Source organism: Marinimicrobium sp. ARAG 43.8, assembly GCF_050113635.1.
Classification (GTDB): domain Bacteria; phylum Pseudomonadota; class Gammaproteobacteria; order Pseudomonadales; family Cellvibrionaceae; genus Marinimicrobium.
In genome coordinates this window covers 107,557-126,238 of record NZ_JBNJLT010000001.1, presented here as the reverse complement: position 1 = coordinate 126,238, position 18,682 = coordinate 107,557, and the positions used below count along the sequence as shown (strand labels likewise).

8 protein-coding genes are annotated in these 18,682 nt (G+C 54.7%); 5 read left to right on the top strand and 3 right to left on the bottom strand.

Going from position 1 to position 18,682, the window contains the following annotated elements; all coding sequences use genetic code 11:
• Window positions 1-697: 697 nt before the first annotated feature.
• Entirely contained in the window at window positions 698-2,263 is a 1,566-nt protein-coding gene (locus ACQCLF_RS00505) for an alpha-L-fucosidase (RefSeq protein WP_426984273.1), read from the bottom strand.
• Window positions 2,264-2,653: 390 nt separating this feature from the next.
• Between ACQCLF_RS00505 and ACQCLF_RS00500 the strand changes: the two genes are divergently transcribed.
• The 3 genes from ACQCLF_RS00500 (at window position 2,654) to ACQCLF_RS00490 (ending at window position 9,942) form a co-directional block, all read left to right on the top strand.
• Window positions 2,654-5,833, top strand: coding sequence for a HEAT repeat domain-containing protein (locus ACQCLF_RS00500; protein ID WP_426984272.1), 3,180 nt, complete (start codon window positions 2,654-2,656; stop codon window positions 5,831-5,833).
• Between the two features lie 260 nt (window positions 5,834-6,093).
• Window positions 6,094-6,747 carry a putative glycoside hydrolase gene (locus tag ACQCLF_RS00495; protein ID WP_426984271.1) on the top strand — a complete coding sequence of 218 codons (654 nt, stop codon included), beginning with the start codon at window positions 6,094-6,096 and terminating at the stop codon, window positions 6,745-6,747.
• A gap of 75 nt (window positions 6,748-6,822) precedes the next feature.
• Window positions 6,823-9,942 carry an FG-GAP-like repeat-containing protein gene (locus ACQCLF_RS00490; RefSeq protein WP_426984270.1) on the top strand — a complete coding sequence of 1,040 codons (3,120 nt, stop codon included), beginning with the start codon at window positions 6,823-6,825 and terminating at the stop codon, window positions 9,940-9,942.
• A gap of 101 nt (window positions 9,943-10,043) precedes the next feature.
• Here ACQCLF_RS00490 and ACQCLF_RS00485 read toward each other — a convergent pair whose 3' ends face one another.
• A complete protein-coding gene (locus ACQCLF_RS00485; RefSeq protein WP_426984269.1) occupies window positions 10,044-12,377 on the bottom strand; it encodes an agarase in 2,334 nt (777 codons plus the stop codon).
• A gap of 564 nt (window positions 12,378-12,941) precedes the next feature.
• Between ACQCLF_RS00485 and ACQCLF_RS00480 the strand changes: the two genes are divergently transcribed.
• Both ACQCLF_RS00480 and ACQCLF_RS00475 read left to right on the top strand, forming a co-directional pair.
• Window positions 12,942-14,777: a molybdopterin-dependent oxidoreductase gene (locus ACQCLF_RS00480; protein ID WP_426984268.1), complete on the top strand. Its 1,836-nt coding sequence runs from the start codon at window positions 12,942-12,944 to the stop codon at window positions 14,775-14,777.
• A 264-nt stretch (window positions 14,778-15,041) separates the two neighbouring features.
• Complete coding sequence (locus ACQCLF_RS00475; RefSeq protein ID WP_426984267.1) at window positions 15,042-15,323, top strand: helix-turn-helix domain-containing protein; 282 nt, start codon at window positions 15,042-15,044, stop codon at window positions 15,321-15,323.
• A 255-nt stretch (window positions 15,324-15,578) separates the two neighbouring features.
• On the opposite strand, the gene gcvP is transcribed toward ACQCLF_RS00475, so the two are convergent.
• The gene (gene gcvP / locus ACQCLF_RS00470) at window positions 15,579-18,488 is read right to left on the bottom strand and encodes an aminomethyl-transferring glycine dehydrogenase (protein ID WP_426984266.1); all 2,910 of its coding nucleotides are present in this window, start codon (window positions 18,486-18,488) and stop codon (window positions 15,579-15,581) included.
• Between the last annotated feature and the right edge of the window lie 194 nt (window positions 18,489-18,682).

Genomic DNA, 18,682 nt, shown 5'->3' with positions numbered 1-18,682 from the left:
CCATGGACAGGCTTGTACACCCGAACCCAGTACACCCCGGATCGATGGTCGCCGTCATTCCATACCGTACCGTTTCCGTCCGCATACCAGCTGCCGGCATCCGTAGGTTGGTAATCCTGAAATGGGTCGCGGATGAACACGTGGTGGCTTAGGTGAATGCGTTCGGCAAACCATTGTTGGTCGGGCCTATCACTGCCGTAGGCTTCGATAATGTCAACTTCCTGGGTGGAGTCATCGCTCAGCCGCCACACGTCGGAAGCTAGCACCAGCTTGCTTATTTTGGCACGAGCCTCGATATACAGGGGGTAAGTAAAAGTACCGATGGAGGTAATGGAACCGGCTCGACTTTATGCGTCCCCTCTTTGCGGGAGGCGGCGATACCAAGCTTTCCACCGGTGACGTAAGCGTGCCCGGTAGTCCACTCGGTTAAGCCAGGGCCGGCCCACGGGTTGATAAACCCTTCTGTCCAGCTAGAGGTAAACTCGTTGGAATAGTTCTCGTAATAAGAGGTATAGTTAAATTGATAAGAAACGGTTGGAGTTGCCAAATTTTTCCTGCGCCCGGATCGACCGGAATAGGGTGGGAGTTCCAGTCGGCCGCGTGCGCGGACGCGACGGCGCATAGCGACGCGGCCAAGATTAGCGGTTTCATCAATTAGGTCCTCATTAGTGGCATTACTCCAGTTATTGTTTAGCAACTACTTAAGCCTAAAGGCATACGCGACTTGGTCGGGGGCCTCTTCTTTTAATGTGATGGTCAAGCCGTCGGGGTGTTGACTCCAAGATTGCACATAGTTGCCGTTCAGTGCCTCAACGGAAGTAAAGTTTTTTACGCCAATGCTGTTGTTTTTCGCCAGAGCAACAATATTTAACGGTTCACGAGGTGTTCCTAACGCTATGGCGTACAGCGCATCCCCGGTTTGAGTGAATCTAATATCATTAGCGGTGTAATCTACATGTTCCGAGAAATGACCATCCCCTTGCATCTTCGTGGGGCCCTCACCAAAGATCTTCCATGGGCGTGTGCCGTAAATCGCTTCGCCGTTTACCCTAAGCCATTCACCCAATGTAGATAAAACAGCACGTTGATCATCGGGAATGCTGCCGTCATATTTGGGCGATACGTTCAACAACAACTGCCCGTTCTTTGAGACGATATCAATGAAATCGTGAATCACCCACTCGGCGGGCTTTACCTGTAAACCCTCCACGTAAGACCAGCTCCACTTCGAGATGGTGTCGTCGGTGAGCCAAGGGAGACCGGTCAATTTGCTTCGACGTCCTTGCTCGAAATCCTCCACCGAAAATGTTTTGGGCATGTCCTGGTCTTTGTGAGTCATCATCACTTCCTTGCCCCATTGATCAGCGGAATTCAAGTAGTAAGCTGCGAACTCATACCGAGTGTCTTCCGGTATGAGGTCTAACCACGTATCGAACCACACGATGTCAGGCTGATATTTATCGACCACTTCCTTCAAAGCCGCTAGCCAAAAATCTTCCAGCCACTGCTCTTCCGGCAAATTCCCGTAAAGTAACTTCAGCTTCGGGTCTTCTGAGGTCGTCGGTAGTCCGTCAATCCATGGGTAGTGGGAGTTCCAGTAAGCGTGGTAGGAGTCTAGGTGGCCATAGCGCTGCATGGCTTCCTCTTTACCGTGGCCTTTATAACGTTGTAAATGACGGGCATGGTGGAAAGTGGCTATCGTTTTCATGTTGCGTTTACGCAACTCATCAAAAAGCTCTCCCATAATATCCCTTTTGGGTCCAACCTCAAGGGAGTTCCAGGGCGTAATATCGCTATCCCACAGCGCGTAACCGTCGTGGTGCATAGCCACGGGTCCCGCAAATTGAGCTCCCGACCTTTGAAAAAGGTCAGCCCATTCAGCAGCGTCAAATTTTTCTGCGGTAAATAGCGGTATTAAATCGTGATAGCCGAATTCGGAGGGGTGTCCAAACGTCTTCGTGTGCCAGGGCATGGCATCAATATGATAGCCCTTATTACGACCCGACCAATCCTTCTCAGAAAAATCAAAATGCATCCACCGCGGATACCACTCGTTGGCGTGGGCCGAGACTGTATAGGGGCCCCAAGTGAAATAAATGCCAAGCTTGGCATCGCGGAACCAGTCGGGCGCTGGGTAGTGCTGCGCTAAGGATTTTTCATTTTCAGTATAGGTGGGATATGTCGTATCAGTCGTCGTGCAGGCATTCAAGGCAAGCGCGCCTAAAAGCACAACTATTATTTTCAATGTGTTATTTGAATCCATACTGGCCTCAGCAGTGAGTTCTGACGCGGTGCGCCGATTAGGACAGTGCGCGAGTGGGCCTGTCCAAGATTAGACGTTTCGTAAAGTTATTCATCCTTAACCCGTCACATGCATATTCGGGGTCACCGGCACCATTACTTGACTTCAGCCTCGGAGGCTTCCCCAGCAAGCGTTGTGCTTAGCGCGGGATTAGGTGCTTGTTGATTGATGATGGTAAAATGTATACAATAAACCATAACGCAGTGGGCGTAAAGGGGTTGCGCACTCTGCGTTCGCCGATATCTGTATAAGTTATAAATTAACGCATCTGGGTTCCTGCCTCCGGACAGCGCGAAATAACAAATATGTAGCCCTCTCCCTTGAGGGCTGATCAGGTTCAAAGAGGTTCTTATGCAATCCAGAGTAGTGGGTGTACGGGTATTTGAGGCTCTTGTGCTGATCCTGATGGCCTTCATCATCAGCGCTGAAGGTATGGCGATTACCCCTCCGATAGATACTAAAACAGTTTCTCAGGCTGAGGCCCGTAAGGCCGTGGAAGCTGTGCGGAAAATGCAGGCTCTAGAACTGGTGGAAGGCGTCAAGGTTGATCTATGGGCCAGTGATGCCCTGGTGGACGACCCAGTGGCCATCAGTATGGACTCCGACGGCAATGCCTGGCTGGCGGTGACCAACCGCAGCAATAACTCCGAATTCGATATTCGCGGTTGGCCTCACTGGGAAGCCGACACCCTGTCTTTCAATCTGGTCGCCGACAGGCGCGAATTTCTGCGGGAGTATTTTTCGCCCTCCAAATCACTGACGTCGGACGATATACCGGATCGTAATAAGGACGGCGTCCACGACTGGAGGGACCTGACGGTACTCAAAGAAGAAGTATTGAAAGTCTCCGATACTGACAATGATGGCCTGGCAGACAGAGCGCAGATGGTACTGGAGGATTTTTCGGATGAGGTCAACGATGTCCTCGGGGGCGTTTACTATGATGATGCATCGGATTCGGTGTTCCTCACCGTGGCCCCTAATGCCTGGCGAGCCCGGGACACCACCGGAGACGGTTATCTGGATGAAAAAACCTCTCTTGTCGAAGGCTTTGGTGTGCACATTGGGTTCAGTGGCCACAATATGTCCGGCGTCACAATGGGGCCCGATGGCCGTATCTACTACGGCATCGGTGACATCGGGGCAAACATCACCGACCTCGCCGGTAATAGGTACGATTACGCCCATGAAGGGGTTATTGTGCGCAGTGAGCCCGATGGCACCCATTTCGAAGTGTTTGCCAGCGGGCTTCGCAATACGCACGAATTCACTTTTGATAAATACGGGAATCTGATCAGTGCGGACAACGACGGTGATCATGCCGGCGAACTTGAACGTTTGGTCTATTTAATCGACGGCTCTGATACCGGTTGGCGAATCCATTGGCAGTTTGGAAAGTACTCCGACCCCAAGAACAATGCCTACAAGGTCTGGATGGATGAGGGCTACTATAAAGCCCACTTTGAGGACCAATCAGCGCTTATACTGCCGCCCATTCAATCGTTTTACGGCGGCCCCACTGGAATGGTCTATAACCCGGGAACCGCACTCGGACCGCAGTGGCAGGATTACTTCTTTCTGGTTCAGTTTACCGGCAGCGCGGGTAACTCCGGCATCAATGCGTTTACGCTTGAACCGGAGGGTGCTGGCTTTACGCTGGGCGAGGACAAGACCTTTTTGCGCGGTATTCAAGTCACCGGGCTGGACGTGGGCCCGGACGGCGCGCTGTATGCAGCCGATTGGGTCGAGGGCTGGAAAACCAACAACACGGGCCGTATCTGGAAAATTGATGCGGAAAAGTCCACCCCGCAGCGTGATGAAACTCAGGCACTGCTTCAACAACCCTTTGAGCCCTTAGCCGCCGAGCGGCTCATCACACATCTGCAACACCCAGACCAACGGGTTCGGCTAAAGGCTCAGTTCGAGCTTGTAGAGCGTACAGAGCTCTCTAGCCTTGAGCAGGCAGTGCGCCTGGAAGATCAATTGGCTCGCATTCATGGCATTTGGGGTATCGGGCAATTGGCTCGCAACAACCGCGACGTGGCTGAGGTGTTAGTGCCACTATTGCTGGATTCCGACCCGGAAATACGGGCCCAGGTCGCCAAAGTGTTGGGCGATGCCGGGTACCCGCGAGCGACCGAACATTTGATCGACAACCTTTCCCATCCCAATGCGAGAGTGAGAATGTTCTCCGCCCAGGCCCTGGGGAGAATCGGAGCAAACCAATCCTTTGACGGCATTGTCTCGATGTTGGAAGCCAATGACGGAGAGGATGTGTACCTGCGCCAAGCCGGTGCCATTGCCCTTGCGCGTTTGGGCGACGAGGGGAAGCTGGCACAATTGGCAACCCATCGCTCGGTTGCAGTGCGGGTCGCGGCTGTTATCGCGTTAAACCGTTTGGCCAGCCCCGCTATCGCCGAATTTTTGGCCGACGACAATGACTATGTCGCCACCAATGCAGCCCGGGCGATCAACGACGATGCGTTTATCGAGCCAGGGCTACCCTCTTTGGCGGCCCAGCTGTCTGAGCCCCACGTTCGAAACGAACCGTTCGTCCGCCGTGCCATTAATGCTAACGCTTTTCTCTCAACCGCTGACAGTGCCCAAAGGCTGGTAACTTTTGCGGCCAACGATCGCGATAGTGTTGTTCTACGGGCTGAGGCATTGAATGCTTTGAGTGTCTGGGAGTCGCCTTCAGTTTACGACCGCGTCAGCGGTCGCTACCGCGGTGAGCGCAGTGGTCAGGTTGATCAGGCTGCAGCGGCATTGGAGCCTCACTATAAAGCCTTGTTGGCCGATGAAAGCGCTTGGGTGCGCGCTGCTGCTGCGAACGCGGTCGGCCGACTCGGCATGGTTGAAGCCGTCGATGCGCTGGCCGCGTTGGCCGTGAACGATCCCAACGCTGATGTTCGTCAATCCGCCCTGGAGAACTTGCACAGACTGTCTTACTCGGGATTAACCAATACCGTGTTTTCTGCCTTGGAAGATGACGCCGAATCTGTGCGCCGAGCGGCGTTGGCACTAATTCCCTCCCTGTCTATTCCCTCCGGGGACAAGGTACGCATGTACGAGCTGCTACTGGAAAAGAGCAGCCTGGGCGAGCAACAGGAAACCTATCTCGCATTGGCCCAAGTTCAGTCCTCGGAAGCCTATCAGCTGCTATCGAAACATCTGCAAAAACTGATCGACAATGAAATCCCGCCCGAAGTGCAACTTGAACTGGTACGGGCGGCGGAGTCGAGCAGCAACAAAACCGTGCAGGAAACCTTACAACAATACCAGCGAACAAAACCCACTGACGATGTTACCGAGCAATATCGGGAGGCGTTCAGGGGCGGCGACGCGCACACGGGTAAACTCTTTTTCTTTTATAACACTACGGCCCAGTGTATTCGCTGTCACGTGATGGGAGAGTTCGGCTCCGCCGTGGGGCCCGATTTGACGAACATCGGTAGTCGGTTGACCCGTGAGCAGCTGGTGGAAGCGATGGTCGCGCCGGGTGAACGCGTTCCCCGGGTTTTGGCCGCCTGAGTGTCACACTCCAGTCTGGAGAGACGGTTGAGGGGCAGTTCACCGCTGAAGACGCGGAAAGCGTCACCATTACCACCGATGACGGTGAAACCATCACTATCGATAGAAAGCGTGTTTTCGAGAAAAATTTCTCAGGCTCCGGCATGCCGCCAATGGGCTTAATGTTGAAAAAGGAAAACGTCAGGGACATTGTGGAGTTTCTGGCAAACCAAAAAGGGCAGAGCAATACCGTAAGTCACTAATCTAATACGAGGTTCACTATGAACATAACAAAAATTGTCTTCACTTTCCTGGGGTTGGTCCTTGTGTCTCCCCTGGCGCTCAGCCAGGAGCCCCTTGACCACAATATTTTTTACATTCATGAGGGAGAGGGAGTGACTCCCTGGGAGCTAAGTCTCCAATTCGGTCAGGTGTTATTGGAAGAAAAGCGTGGCGCCACCGTCAAGAACAGCCTGGTAGCCGAGCCCGCCTCTCGCGACGCTGAAAACGACGCCATACGGTTTACTTGGAATAAACGAAAAGTATTGACGGAGTGGGGCGGTCAGAACGAAGCCGTTTCGACCGTCACCCTGACCAATAAGGCCGGGGCTATTGATCTGGCAGGGGTGAAAGACCAGGTCGCACTGGTCCTGGATATTAGAGTTATAGACCGGCCCAGCGATCATGTGACCCTCTCTCTGGAAAGCAATTGGGACTGGCAGACTCGCGCCTCCATTCCGCTAAGAAGTGTCTTGCGCAAACTGCCCAAAAATGAATGGTTCAGTCTGCCTCTCCCTTTACAATGCTTTAAAGGCGGAGATCTTGACTTTGGTAAACTCACTTCTATGATGCAGCTCCATACCGATGGAAACCTCGAACTGGAAATCTCCGGCGCCCGTCTCTCCGCTTTCCCTCCCGACCAAGTCACTTGCTAATAGTCACGGCGCCTTGAGCATTGGGCGGTGTGCATGAGCCTACCTCGACATTAATTTTACGATAGCGGTAACTGTATGATTCATTCCTGTTTATCTGTTTCAAAATGGCGTCTTTTCGGTATCGGTGTGCTGTTCACTTGTTTAGCGGGCGGTTGCGGCAATATGGAAGAGCGACCCAACACCTTTGAGGTCGCGCCTTCGGAACCCCTTAGAATCGAGCGTGAGGTGAACGACAGTGTCACGCAGCGGTTGACCTTAGAGCTGGATAATCCAGGTCAGTACGCCAGCATTAGCATCTATGCGGACGATCATGTGATCGTGGAAAGCCTCGACATCCCCAAAAGCGGCCCGCAAACATTAAGTGCCTTGGTTCAGTTTCCCGCCTTGGGTGTGGCTGATATAACCTTAGTCGCCAATAACGCGGTGTTAACTATTAACCGCGCTACGCTTGAACCGGTTAAAGACTTAACTATCCCTCAGTTTGAGGATATTACCGAAAAGGCGGGAATGGACCGCGTAAATTCGCTTAAATATGGAGGCCCCACCATAGCCGACCTGAATGATGACGGCCATTACGACATTATTGTTAATAATCACAATGATGCGAGCAGCAAGCTTTACTGGAACAACGGTGATGGCACCGTCTCTAAGCACGATGCTAACTTGGCGCGGTGGTTTATGCATGACCTCCACGGTACGGCGCCTGGCGATTACGACAACGATGGTGATCTGGACCTGGTGGTGACACAAGGTGGAGGCAACGGCACTAACCCTTCTAGGGCCAACTTTTATCACAATAAAGATGGCACATTTGTGTTGTACACTGGTGATGTCGGTATCGAAAAAGGTGGCCGCGGGCGTGGCGCTCGTTGGTCCGATATGGACCTGGATGGCGACTTAGACTTGCTGCTTTTTAATGAGGAGAGTCTGCACGGTGATAAACCTCAGCACTTCTTTTACGAAAACCTAGGGAATAGTCGCTTCGAGATGCGCTCAGTGTCGGGCATTCAGAATGTACACCAATCAAGAGTGTTGCTTACGGATTTTAACGGAGATGGAATTGATGACTTTATCATGTACGGCCCTTTGAGTTTGTGGCAAGGTAATGGCGACTTTACGTTTACCGATGTGACTCATCGCCTTCCTGATTCTGTTTCTACATTACAGCACGTTGTCTCGGTGGCCGACGTTGATATCGATAACGATGGCGATCTGGATCTCTATTTGGCACGCGGAAAACCGTTTGAGGGGGGTAAGGGAGAAGCCCCCTCCGTCGATTTTGACCCCCTTGAACAAGTATTTGCGATTAAGCCTCGCGGCTTCAAGGGTGTGGATACCTTCTCATTTAGCGCCGATGGGGCGGTGTCACTGTCAGACTATTACTTTCTGGCGCAAGGGTCGCAACGTGGGAAGGACTATCCACTGTTTTTGGGGCGCGATAAGCATTCAACGGTCTTAGAAAGTGGCCAAGACTGGACTCTTGATCCGAGCCAGTCACAGGGATGGCCCGATGACATATCGGCCAACGGTATGTATTTTGGTTATCTTGGCGGTGGCCAGTGGAGGGCAGCGCTGGTGCGTAATGGAGATGACTTCTGGGGTTTCAAGTTTACCCTCTCCGGCGTGACGGACGTTGAGACTTCATTTACACCAGAGAACCGAAACGAGGCCGATATTCTACTGCGCAACGACGGCGATCGCTTTGTAGATGTTTCAACCCAGTGGGAAATACCACCTGGAAGCAATTCCTCGGGGGTAACGGTAGGAGATTTTAACAACGACAGTCATCTAGATGTTTTCGTCAGTCGCTGGGGCAAAGTATATGGTAAAACGTCAGATTACCTTCTTCTGAATACCGGCCACAATAGCTTCGACACAGTCACCATGCACGGCGCTAACGATGTGGGTGGCTCAGGCAACGGTGACATGGGGCAAGCATTTGATTTTAACGCTGATGGTCACCTCGATCTTTTGCTCGGCAGTGAGGGCGGTCAGTGGTACTTATACAAGAACAGTCAGAATGAGCAGGGCTTCTTCAGCTTGGTGAGGGTCGGTTATTCCCCGGAACATCGCGTAGATCCAATGGGGGCCTATGTAACACTACACACGCCCGGACACAGCTATCGACGTCGCGTGGGATCGGCCGGGGAAATATTCTCACAAAGTTTGCTCAATACGGTTCACTTTGGTTTGGGAAAGCAGCAAAATATCGATAAAGTCGACATTACTTGGCGCAATGGTGAGACTGTTGAATTCATTAACCCCGACGTCAATTCCCTGATTTCCTCGGACCAGCGTCAGCCATTGAGTGTTGATATTGGTAGTAGCCCGTTGCAAGTGCGCACAGGAAGCTCTTATCCGCTGAAACCTGCGTTCTCTCCAGAACAAGTCGACACACGTTTGCAGTGGCATTCGGATAACCCCAGTCACATAAGTGTTAACGAGCAAGGCATTATAACGGTAAACGGTAAGGTGGGCGATCGGGCGACGATATCAGCCACTAGCCTAGCCAGCGGTGTCAGTGACTCGGTAGTGGTTGAGGCGATTGCGTGGCATCCGGTTGAAGCGGAGTCGGTCGTCATTTCTGATAAACCGGTGCAGCTATACGAAGGCCAGTCAAGGCGTTTGGATGCCGTTGTCAGACCCGCTCATGCTGATAACACAAATGTACAGTGGGTCAGTAGCAACACCCAAGCTGTCAGTGTCGACGCCGCTGGCGTTTTGCAGGCCCATAAAGCAGGGCAATCTCACATTACGGCCAAGGCGGTCGGATCCACGGAGGCTGCCGATACATTTACTGTGCAGGTGGACCCGTACCAGGAGGGATCTATTGCCATAACTAACCGCGATCAGTGGGCGAGTCGCCCAATTGTCATCGGTGAGCCGATTTCGCTGAAGGTGAGTTACAATGCGGGTTCCGGCAACGAGGTGATCGCCGCTGATGAAGGTGGGCTACGCTTTTGGTTGCGACACTTTAAGTCACGCTGGATTCCGGTCAACGATGTCGTGAAGGTAGCGGCTGACGTCTTACACACTCAGTCGGGCGATGCTGAAGAGTCCTTTACAACCGAGGGATTAACGCCAACAGCCGAGTTGCCAGAGGGACACTTTTATCAGCTTCGTGCGTCGTTTACCGCCAGTGATGGTCAGAACTACAATGCGACAGTCGATGAGATTAATCTGGTTGCGCCGTAGAGTAGGGCACAGCACTTCTGCCGCACCCAAACGGTGATATCGAAACCTACGATAAGCGATTTGTAGCGAACAACTAACCCCGCCCGAAGGCGGGGTAGAACTCACTTACCGTACCGCTTGCGGTAGAGGTCGAAGTTAATCTCCTTCGCCGCTTCCACCATCTCCGGGTAGGGAATGTCGGTCACGGTCACAAATCCGATGTTGGCATTCTCGCCATCAAAGGCTCGACCGGTCACCGGTTCATCCACATACTGAAACCAGTGGGCCCCCACCATATAGTCTTTTTCCAGTACGCTCTCCATATAAGCCTTGTACATACGAGCGCGATCTTCCTGACTGGCGGCGCTGACGATTCCTGGGTGGTAGTTATCCGAGTCCGTGGTTGCGCCGATATGAAACTCGCCAATCACCACTGGCAAGTCGATTTCCTCCAAAAAGCTCCACTGATGGGTCTGCATGCCCTCTTCATAGATATTGAAGCTCAGAACATCGGAGTATTTGACCGAAGCCTTAATGATTTCATCGGGCATACCCCAGTTAGCCATACGTGCGCCCATGTACAAGTGATTGGGCAAGTACTCCTTTAACGTACCGTGGACCACTTTAAAATACTGCTCACCCAGGGCTTCCAATAGCTGCGACAAATCCGCCACCTGCGCTTCGGAGGGTTGATTCAGACTTGCATCGGCGGCGAATGCGTTCCAGCTCTTAAACTGGCTGTCCCAGGCGCGGTTGAGAGCTTCGATCGTGCCGTATTTTTGTTTCAGGCGGTCGGTAAACGCTTTTTTGGCCGGGCTCATTGCAGCATCTTTGCTCAGGGCATCTAGAATGACCCCATAGCGCTCCGCCACGGTGCCCTCGCGTTCCCCCCAGCTTTTTTCGTTGTCGATAAACACACCGATGCACCAGGGGGAGGCCTGCACATTCTCGGCAATCACTTCAATGGTGGCGCGGGCGCGTTCAGCAAACACCGGGTCGAAGAAATCCGGCATCAGTCCCCAGTGGTTGGTGTGGCCGGACAACGTCTGATAGTCACCGATAATCCAGCCGTTAGCAAAGTAGGGGACTTTTTTATTTGGATAGAACGCCGGGTCCACCCAGTTACCGAAGGAGGTAAAGCCCCAGCTGTTCATGCGCTGCAGAGTAACCTCTTCCCACTTTCTGACATACGACTCCGGCGCTGTTTGACCGTAGCGGCGCTCTAGATTGGCGCGATAAAAGCTGTACGTTTCCCCGTGTGGGATCGGTCCTTTGTGAGTGGAGCGTCGATAGCTATAATGATCCGCCAACGGGTGATCGTAGTTGGGTAACCACTCAAACATATCGTGACGGGTCTTATTGATAATGTAACGGCTTTCGCGCACCTCATCCGACACATCGACAATGCCCATCGAATCTTCCGGGGTGACCTCATCGTCGTGAACCACGCGCACGGAGGGGTCCTTGAAGTCCACCCCGGTCAGGGTGGTCAGGTTGGACATCCGCACATTGGCGGGGCCGTGTGAGAAGAACAGATAACCCTCGGGGTCCACCAGCCACCATTTACCGTCGACCTTCTCGGTCCGAAAGTAACCCGTCGCTTCCAGTTGCGGTCCGTCTTTGTAGCCCCCAAAGCGCGAGCGATCCTCGGGGCCGGTGTGTTGCGCGAGCGCTTTCAGCTCCTTTTCCGCCAAAGCCTTGAGTTCCGCCTCAGACGTCACTTTCAACGGGGTGGCCTTTTTCGCGGCTTGGCCGAAACGGTCCACCAGATGCTTGGTCCAGTCCGCGCCGGCCTCGGGGTTGGGCCGCAATTGAATATCGCCCACTTGCAGCTCTCGATCCTGCAGGACCCCAATGGTGTAGAACGACATTTTGGTGATCTGGCCGAGGTCAAGTTCGCCATGCCAGGAACGCCAGACCATTTTCATCTCATCCGTTGGCCAGGGCATGGGGTTGGCCCACATGCCCTTATCGGTCGCAGCCTTTTCCCCTGCCAGCGGAAAAAATACCTTACCCGCATAGCCTTTGGGCACACTCAACTCCCGCGTCTGACTGTTGCCGGCGGCATCAAACAGCTCCACATAGAAGTGCGTAGAAACCGAGGCTTTGTTGATGACGTCAAAGGCTAGGTTGTAATCATCCAGACGGGAAAAGTCCCAGGGCTGGTCGGGGACTACGCTAAATACCGGAGTGTGGACCGACGCGGGAAAGCGTATATTGAGAGCTCGCGAGCGACCGTTGTCGACGGCGCTGATTTCGGCCTGCTCCGGCACCAGCCAGTCGAGCTCACGGGCGCTGGCGAAGTCCACAATAGTGGCGGGGAGCTGCCGGGGCGCTCTTTGCGCGGCAGGGCTTTCCCCAGGGCCGTGGCCCCCGAGATCATGGGCTTGCTGGCTACAGGCACTGGTCAGGGCGGCCGCAACCGCCACGGCGTAGGCTAAGGGCTTTAGGGTCATTTTTATGTCCTTTCTCGGCGTTAAGTTGATAGTGATAACGGACTCTGCTTTATAAGATGGCCTATAGAATGACTCACATGTTTATTGTCTACAATGATTGCGCGCAATCAACCCTCGAATTAACACTATTTAACTGCCAATAGCCCCTTGAGACGCGGTGGGAGCAGCAGGTGAATAAGCAACTGGAAGTGATGCAAACTCCGGTCAAAGTCGTCGGTGGCGGCCCCAAAAAGGTGCTGTACACCCTTCAGACCCTACATCGAATCGGGTTGCTGGACTCGGCCAAGGCGCTCAAAAGCCACAACACCTGTAAGGCCTGTGGACTCGGCATGGGCGGGCAACGCGGCGGCATGACTAACGAGAAGGACGAGTTTCCCTCGGTATGTAACAAGAGTATTCAGGCCCAATCCACCGACATCCAGCGAGCCATCCCCGATGAGGTGTTCGAGTACACTCTCAAGGAGTTCAACGAGCTGACCGACCGGGAGCTGGAAACCATGGGGCGTTTGAACACGCCCCTGTACAAGCCCGCGGACAGCGACCAATACCAACCCTTAGGCTGGGATGAGGCACTGGATCTGGCCGCCGAGCGCTTCCGTGCGCAGTCCGCCGGAGAAGAGCTTTTTCTACGCCTCGGGCCGCTCCTCCAACGAAGTGGGTTTCCTGCTGCAACTGCTGGCGCGGCTCTACGGCAGCAACAACGTCACCAACTGCTCCTACTACTGCCACCAGGCCACCGGTGTCGGCCTGCAGGGCACCATGGGCACCGGCACCGCGACGGTGCAACTGGAAGATTTGGCCCACGCCGACATGGTGTTTGTGATCGGCGCCAACCCGGCCTCCAACCACCCGCGCTTTGTGCATCAACTCAAGAACTGTCGCGACCGCGGCGGCAAGGTGATGGTCATCAACCCCGCCAAAGAACCGGGGCCGGTGCGCTTTGCCGTGCCCAAAAGCGCCAAGTCCATGCTCAGTGGCGGGACCTGGATTGCTTCTCGGTTTATTCAACCCAGCATCGGGTCGGACCTGGCGCTGCTCACGGCGCTGGCGAAACTGACGCTGGAAAACAGTGCCCACAACGCCGCCTTTGTCGATGATCACACTCAGGGCTTTGCCGACTACAAACACTCTCTCGACAGCTTAGATCTGGATGACTTGCTCGCCCAGTGCGGCGTGCCGGAGCAGGAGCTGCGTGCGATGGCGGAGGACTACGCCCGCGCGGAGAACGTGATTTTCGCCTGGGGTATGGGGATTACCCATCACCTGAACGGCGTGGCCAACGTGGAAGCCATTGCCAACCTGGCACTGCTGCGCGGCATGGTGGGCAAACCGGGGGCAGGGATGTTGCCGCTGCGAGGCCACAGCAACGTCCAGGGCATTGGCACCATCGGCGTCAAACCAGTGCTGGCCGATGACGTGCTCAAGGCGATGGAAGCCCAAATGGGCGTGACGCTACCGAGCCAACCGGGGCTGGATACCCTGGCCTGCCTGCGCGCCGCCGAGGCAGGGGAGATGCGCAACGCTATCATAATGGGCGGCAACCTGTTTGACGCCACCCCGGATACCGCCTTCGCCCGCCGGGCAATGGATAAGGTGAACTTCAAACTTTACTTGACCACGACGTTGAATCGCAGCCACTTCAACGGCATGGAGAACAGTGAGGCACTGGTGCTCCCGGTGTGCGCTCGGGATGAAGAGCCGCAAAGCACCACGCAGGAATCCATGTTCAACTATGTACGACTGAGCGACGGGGGCATTACACGCTTAACCAATGTGCGTTCGGAGGTGAGTGTGCTGGCTCAACTGGAGGCGAAGCTGCTGCCCAAAGAACCCTTGGATTTTTCCCGGTTCGAAGCGTACGACAAGGTCCGCCAGGCCATTGCGGACACCATCCCCGGCATGGCACCGCTAGCCGATATCGGCACCTGCAAGAAGGAGTTTATTGTCGGTCAACGAATACTGCACGAGCCGGTGTTTAACACCCCATCGGGCAGGGCAGCGTTCAAAACCCTTTCAATGCCCGTTCACGAAAAAACGGCGTACCCCTACCAATTGGCCAGCATTCGCAGCGAAGGGCAGTTTAATTCCATCATTTACGAGGAGGCTGACAGCTACCGAGGCACTCAACACCGATGGTGCGTATTGGTGTCCCATGACGACTGCCAAAGGCTGGGACTCACCAAGGGAGCCACCGTCACCCTGACTTCGGCCCACGGCGAAATGAAAAACGTGGAAGTGGTGCCGTTTGATCTGCCCGCCGGCAGTGTGATGGCCTACTACCCGGAAGCCAATGTCCTGATCGGCACTGAACATGACCCGCGCAGCAAAACCCCTGCGTTCAAATCGGTGCCTGTGTCGATAAAAGTGGGTATCGGTCAAAAAGGGGGAGTCCAGCGATAGCACAACTTGATCGGGACGTGAATCTGTCATATTTGCACAACCAGAGCTGAGAGAGGCGACGAATCTGGAGCGCTGACCCTGATTTGCCGGATGAACAATCCTGTCAGGCTAGTTATCCAGGCGATAATTTGGCCTAAATCCAATGTAGGTTAGGCGGCATAAGCCTATGATCCCCTGGGGGCGGAATTTCTGTATCAATGCTTATATGTTTTATGTGAGGTGGTAATATATCAGGACTGTAACTTGAATTGTGGGGCGCCCAACATGGCTGCTATTAAATTCGACAACGTCTTTGATGTCGTCACCGGGAAGAGAGATGAATCTAACGATTTGAAAGCTCGTGCCGATCTGATTATAGCAATTCGGGACATTGTGAGTGACAATGAATGCAAGCAAGTCGAGGCGGCTGAAAAGCTGGGCCTTACTCAGTCCTGTGTCAGCGATTTGGTCAATGGGAAAATCGAGAAGTTTCCGATTGATCTGCTGATGACTTGTCTTAATAGGCTTACGATCGACTTAAGACCGTTTGCAAGAATGACACGCTAACAGTGATCGTCTAGGCTGTGTGAGGGATTGGAGCATACTAGGCGAGAAAGTGTAGGGGACGTACAGGATAAGCCGAACTTAGAGGTTGAGCTATAACTCATTGATTTTAAGTAGTATTTTCCTTTCCGCGTCAATTTTGAATCACTCTTCCCTGAGTAATGCCGCTCATGCATATCTAGTCTCAAACTTTATTGTAGTCTCAAATCTTATTGTTTAGTCTCAAACTTCATTGTCCATCGACAGTGGTGGCAACCGCTACCGATACTCCTCCATACTTGGACAGGAACACACCAGGTTCCGGTCTCCGAATACATTATCAATCCGGTTCACTGTTGGCCACACCTTGTGTTCTTTCAACCAACTCGCGGGGCGAGCGGCCTTGTCGCGGCTGTAGGCGCGCTCCCAGCTCTCGTCCATCACATCGTCCTGCGTATGCGGGGCGTTGCGCAGCGGGCTTTGTTCGACGCTGTGCTCGCCGCTTTCAACCTGCGCGATTTCCTTGCGGATGGTGATCATCGCCTCGATAAAGCGGTCCAGCTCCTCTTTGGATTCGGATTCTGTGGGTTCGATCATCAGAGTGCCGGGCACGGGGAAAGACATTGTTGGCGCGTGGAAGCCGAAGTCCATCAAACGCTTGGCAATATCTTCCTCGGTCACACCCGTGGCCTCTTTGAGCGGGCGTAGGTCCAGCAGGCATTCGTGGGCGATGGTGCCGTTTTTCCCTTTGTACAGAATCGGGTAGTGGCCGCTCAATTGCCGGGCGACGTAGTTGGCATTCAGGATGGCGTACTCGGTGGCTTGGCGCATACCGTCGCGTCCCATCATTTTAATGTACATCCAGCTAATGGGCAGGATGCTCGCCGAGCCCCAGGGCGCGGCGCTGATGGTGCCGTTGGCCGGATCGGTGCCGGGCACGTCCTGAACCGGATGACCGGGAAGGAAGGGTGTCAGGTGCTCGGCGACGCCGATGGGGCCCATACCCGGACCACCACCGCCGTGGGGGATGCAGAAGGTTTTGTGAAGGTTCAGGTGCGAGACATCGCCACCGAACTGGCCGAACGCGGCGAGTCCGACGAGTGCGTTCATATTGGCACCATCGATATAGACCTGCGCGCCGATGCTGTGGATCAATGCACACAGTTCACTCACCCCCTCCTCGAACACGCCGTGGGTCGAGGGGTAAGTGATCATGATGGCGGCGATGCGAGTGCCGAACTCTTCGACCTTGGCTTTCAGGTCGGCCAGATCCACGTTGCCGTCTTTGTCGCAGTTGACCACCTTGACCTGCAAGCCCGCCATTTGGGCTGAGGCTGGATTGGTGCCGTGGGCGGAGGCCGGGATCAGGCAGAGAGTGCGCTCGGTTTCGCCTTTGCTTTCGAAGTATTTGCGGATCGCGACCAGCCCGGCGTATTCGCCCTGGGAGCCGGCATTGGGTTGCAGGCTGATGGCGTCATAGCCGGTGCAGGCCTTGAGCATCTGCTGAAGATCGTCGAACAGTTGCTGGTAGCCCTGGGCTTGATCCATCGGTGTGAACGGGTGCAACTGCCCGAACTCGGGCCAGGTGACCGGAATCATTTCCGCCGTGGCATTGAGCTTCATAGTGCAGGAGCCCAGCGGAATCATGGACTGGTTCAGGGCAATGTCCCGGCCTTCGAGTCGGCGCAGATAGCGCAGCATCTCGGTTTCGCTGTGGAAGCGGTTGAATACCGGATGCGTCAGCACGGCATCGTGGCGTTCGAGTGCGGCAGGAATGGCTTCCGGGCGTTTTCCAGCAGAAAGTTCGCCGTCGAGCTGAGACAAATTGAGAGCGTGGTCCCCGGCGCAGAAAACATTTAACAGGCGGTCGATGTCATCCAGCGTGGTGGTTTCATCCAGGCTGATGCCCAGCGCGGTGTTGCCGACCTTGCGCAGGTTGATTTCATGAGTCAGGGCGGCCTGATACAGACCGGTCTGCTTCTTCTCGCTGCCTAGTTCCACCACCACGGTGTCGAAATAGTGGTCGTGGCGTAGCTCGAAGCCTTTGTCTTTGAGGCCTTCGCCCAGCAGATAGGCAAGGCGGTGGATGCGCTCGGCAATGCGCCGCAGGCCTTCCGGCCCATGATAAACGGCGTAGCAGCTGCTCATGACCGCCAGCAGTACCTGGGAGGTACAGATGTTGGAGTTGGCCTTTTCCCGGCGAATGTGTTGCTCGCGGGTTTGCATAGCCATGCGCAGGGCGGTCTTGCCCCGGCTGTCGACCGACACGCCGATGATGCGGCCCGGTGCCGAGCGCTTGTAGGCGTCGCGGAAGGCGAAGAAGGCCGCGTGTGGGCCGCCAAAGCCCATGGGCACCCCAAAACGCTGGTTGCTGCCGATCACGACATCCGCGCCCATCTCACCGGGTGATTTGAGCCGCATCATCGCCATCAGGTCGCTGGTGACGGTCACCAGCACATTCTTTTCGTGGGCCTGGGTAATCAGATCCGTGAGATCGCGTACCTGCCCGGTGGAACCTGGATAAGAGAGCAGGGCGCCAAAGCATTCTGTGCTCGCCAGTTGCTCCGCTGGACCGGTGATCACGGTAAAGCCGAAATAATCGGCGCGGGTTTTAAGCACCGCCAGCGTTTGCGGGTGCGTGTCCTCGTCCACGAAAAAGGCATCGGACTTGTTTTTCTTGTTTTGGCGTTTACACATGGCCATGGCTTCCGCCGCCGCCGTGCCTTCGTCCAGCATGGAGGCGTTGGCCAGCTCCATGCCGGTCAGATCCATCACCATTTGCTGGAAGTTCAGCAGGGCTTCCAGTCGGCCCTGGGAAATTTCTGGCTGATAGGGCGTATACGCCGTGTACCAGCCCGGGTTTTCCAGTACATTGCGTTGAATAACCGGAGGCACGAAGGTGTTGTAGTAGCCCATGCCGATAAAGCTTTTGAACAGCTTGTTCTTGCGGGCGACGCTTTTGAGGGCGGCCAGGGCCTGATGCTCGGTCATGGGACCGTTCAATGCCAGCGGTTCTCGCTGGCGAATGGTTTCCGGCACGGTCTGGTCGAGCAGTGTGTCCAGGCTGTCAACGCCCAGCGCGTCAAGCATGGCGCGGGTTTCGGTGGCATCGGGGCCGATGTGACGGTGGGTGAACTCATCGGCGTAGGCCAGTTGCGCCAAGGGCGCGGAGCGGAAATCAGCGGACATAGAATGGCTCGTATCGGGGTTGTGCGAACGTAAGGGTCGGGGTAACGGCAGTGGGGTTCCTGAGCCTGCCCCAAAAGCCGCTAATGGTAGCAATTGCCGGCTCGTGCGGCAATTGGGAATGCGCTGGACCAAACGTTTCTGAAAGGCGGATGGCAAGCGAAACACGTTAAGAATTGGATTAGGTTTGCTGGTGG

Excerpts from the sequence above, each read along its gene's own strand:
- ACQCLF_RS00505 (WP_426984273.1), bottom strand. The coding sequence starts at position 2,263 with ATGGATTCAAATAACACATTGAAAATAATAGTTGTGCTTTTAGGCGCG.
- ACQCLF_RS00500 (WP_426984272.1), top strand. The coding sequence starts at position 2,654 with ATGCAATCCAGAGTAGTGGGTGTACGGGTATTTGAGGCTCTTGTGCTG.
- ACQCLF_RS00495 (WP_426984271.1), top strand. The coding sequence starts at position 6,094 with ATGAACATAACAAAAATTGTCTTCACTTTCCTGGGGTTGGTCCTTGTG.
- ACQCLF_RS00490 (WP_426984270.1), top strand. The coding sequence starts at position 6,823 with ATGATTCATTCCTGTTTATCTGTTTCAAAATGGCGTCTTTTCGGTATC.
- ACQCLF_RS00485 (WP_426984269.1), bottom strand. The coding sequence starts at position 12,377 with ATGACCCTAAAGCCCTTAGCCTACGCCGTGGCGGTTGCGGCCGCCCTG.
- ACQCLF_RS00480 (WP_426984268.1), top strand. The coding sequence starts at position 12,942 with ATGAGGCACTGGATCTGGCCGCCGAGCGCTTCCGTGCGCAGTCCGCCG.
- ACQCLF_RS00475 (WP_426984267.1), top strand. The coding sequence starts at position 15,042 with ATGGCTGCTATTAAATTCGACAACGTCTTTGATGTCGTCACCGGGAAG.
- gcvP (WP_426984266.1), bottom strand. The coding sequence starts at position 18,488 with ATGTCCGCTGATTTCCGCTCCGCGCCCTTGGCGCAACTGGCCTACGCC.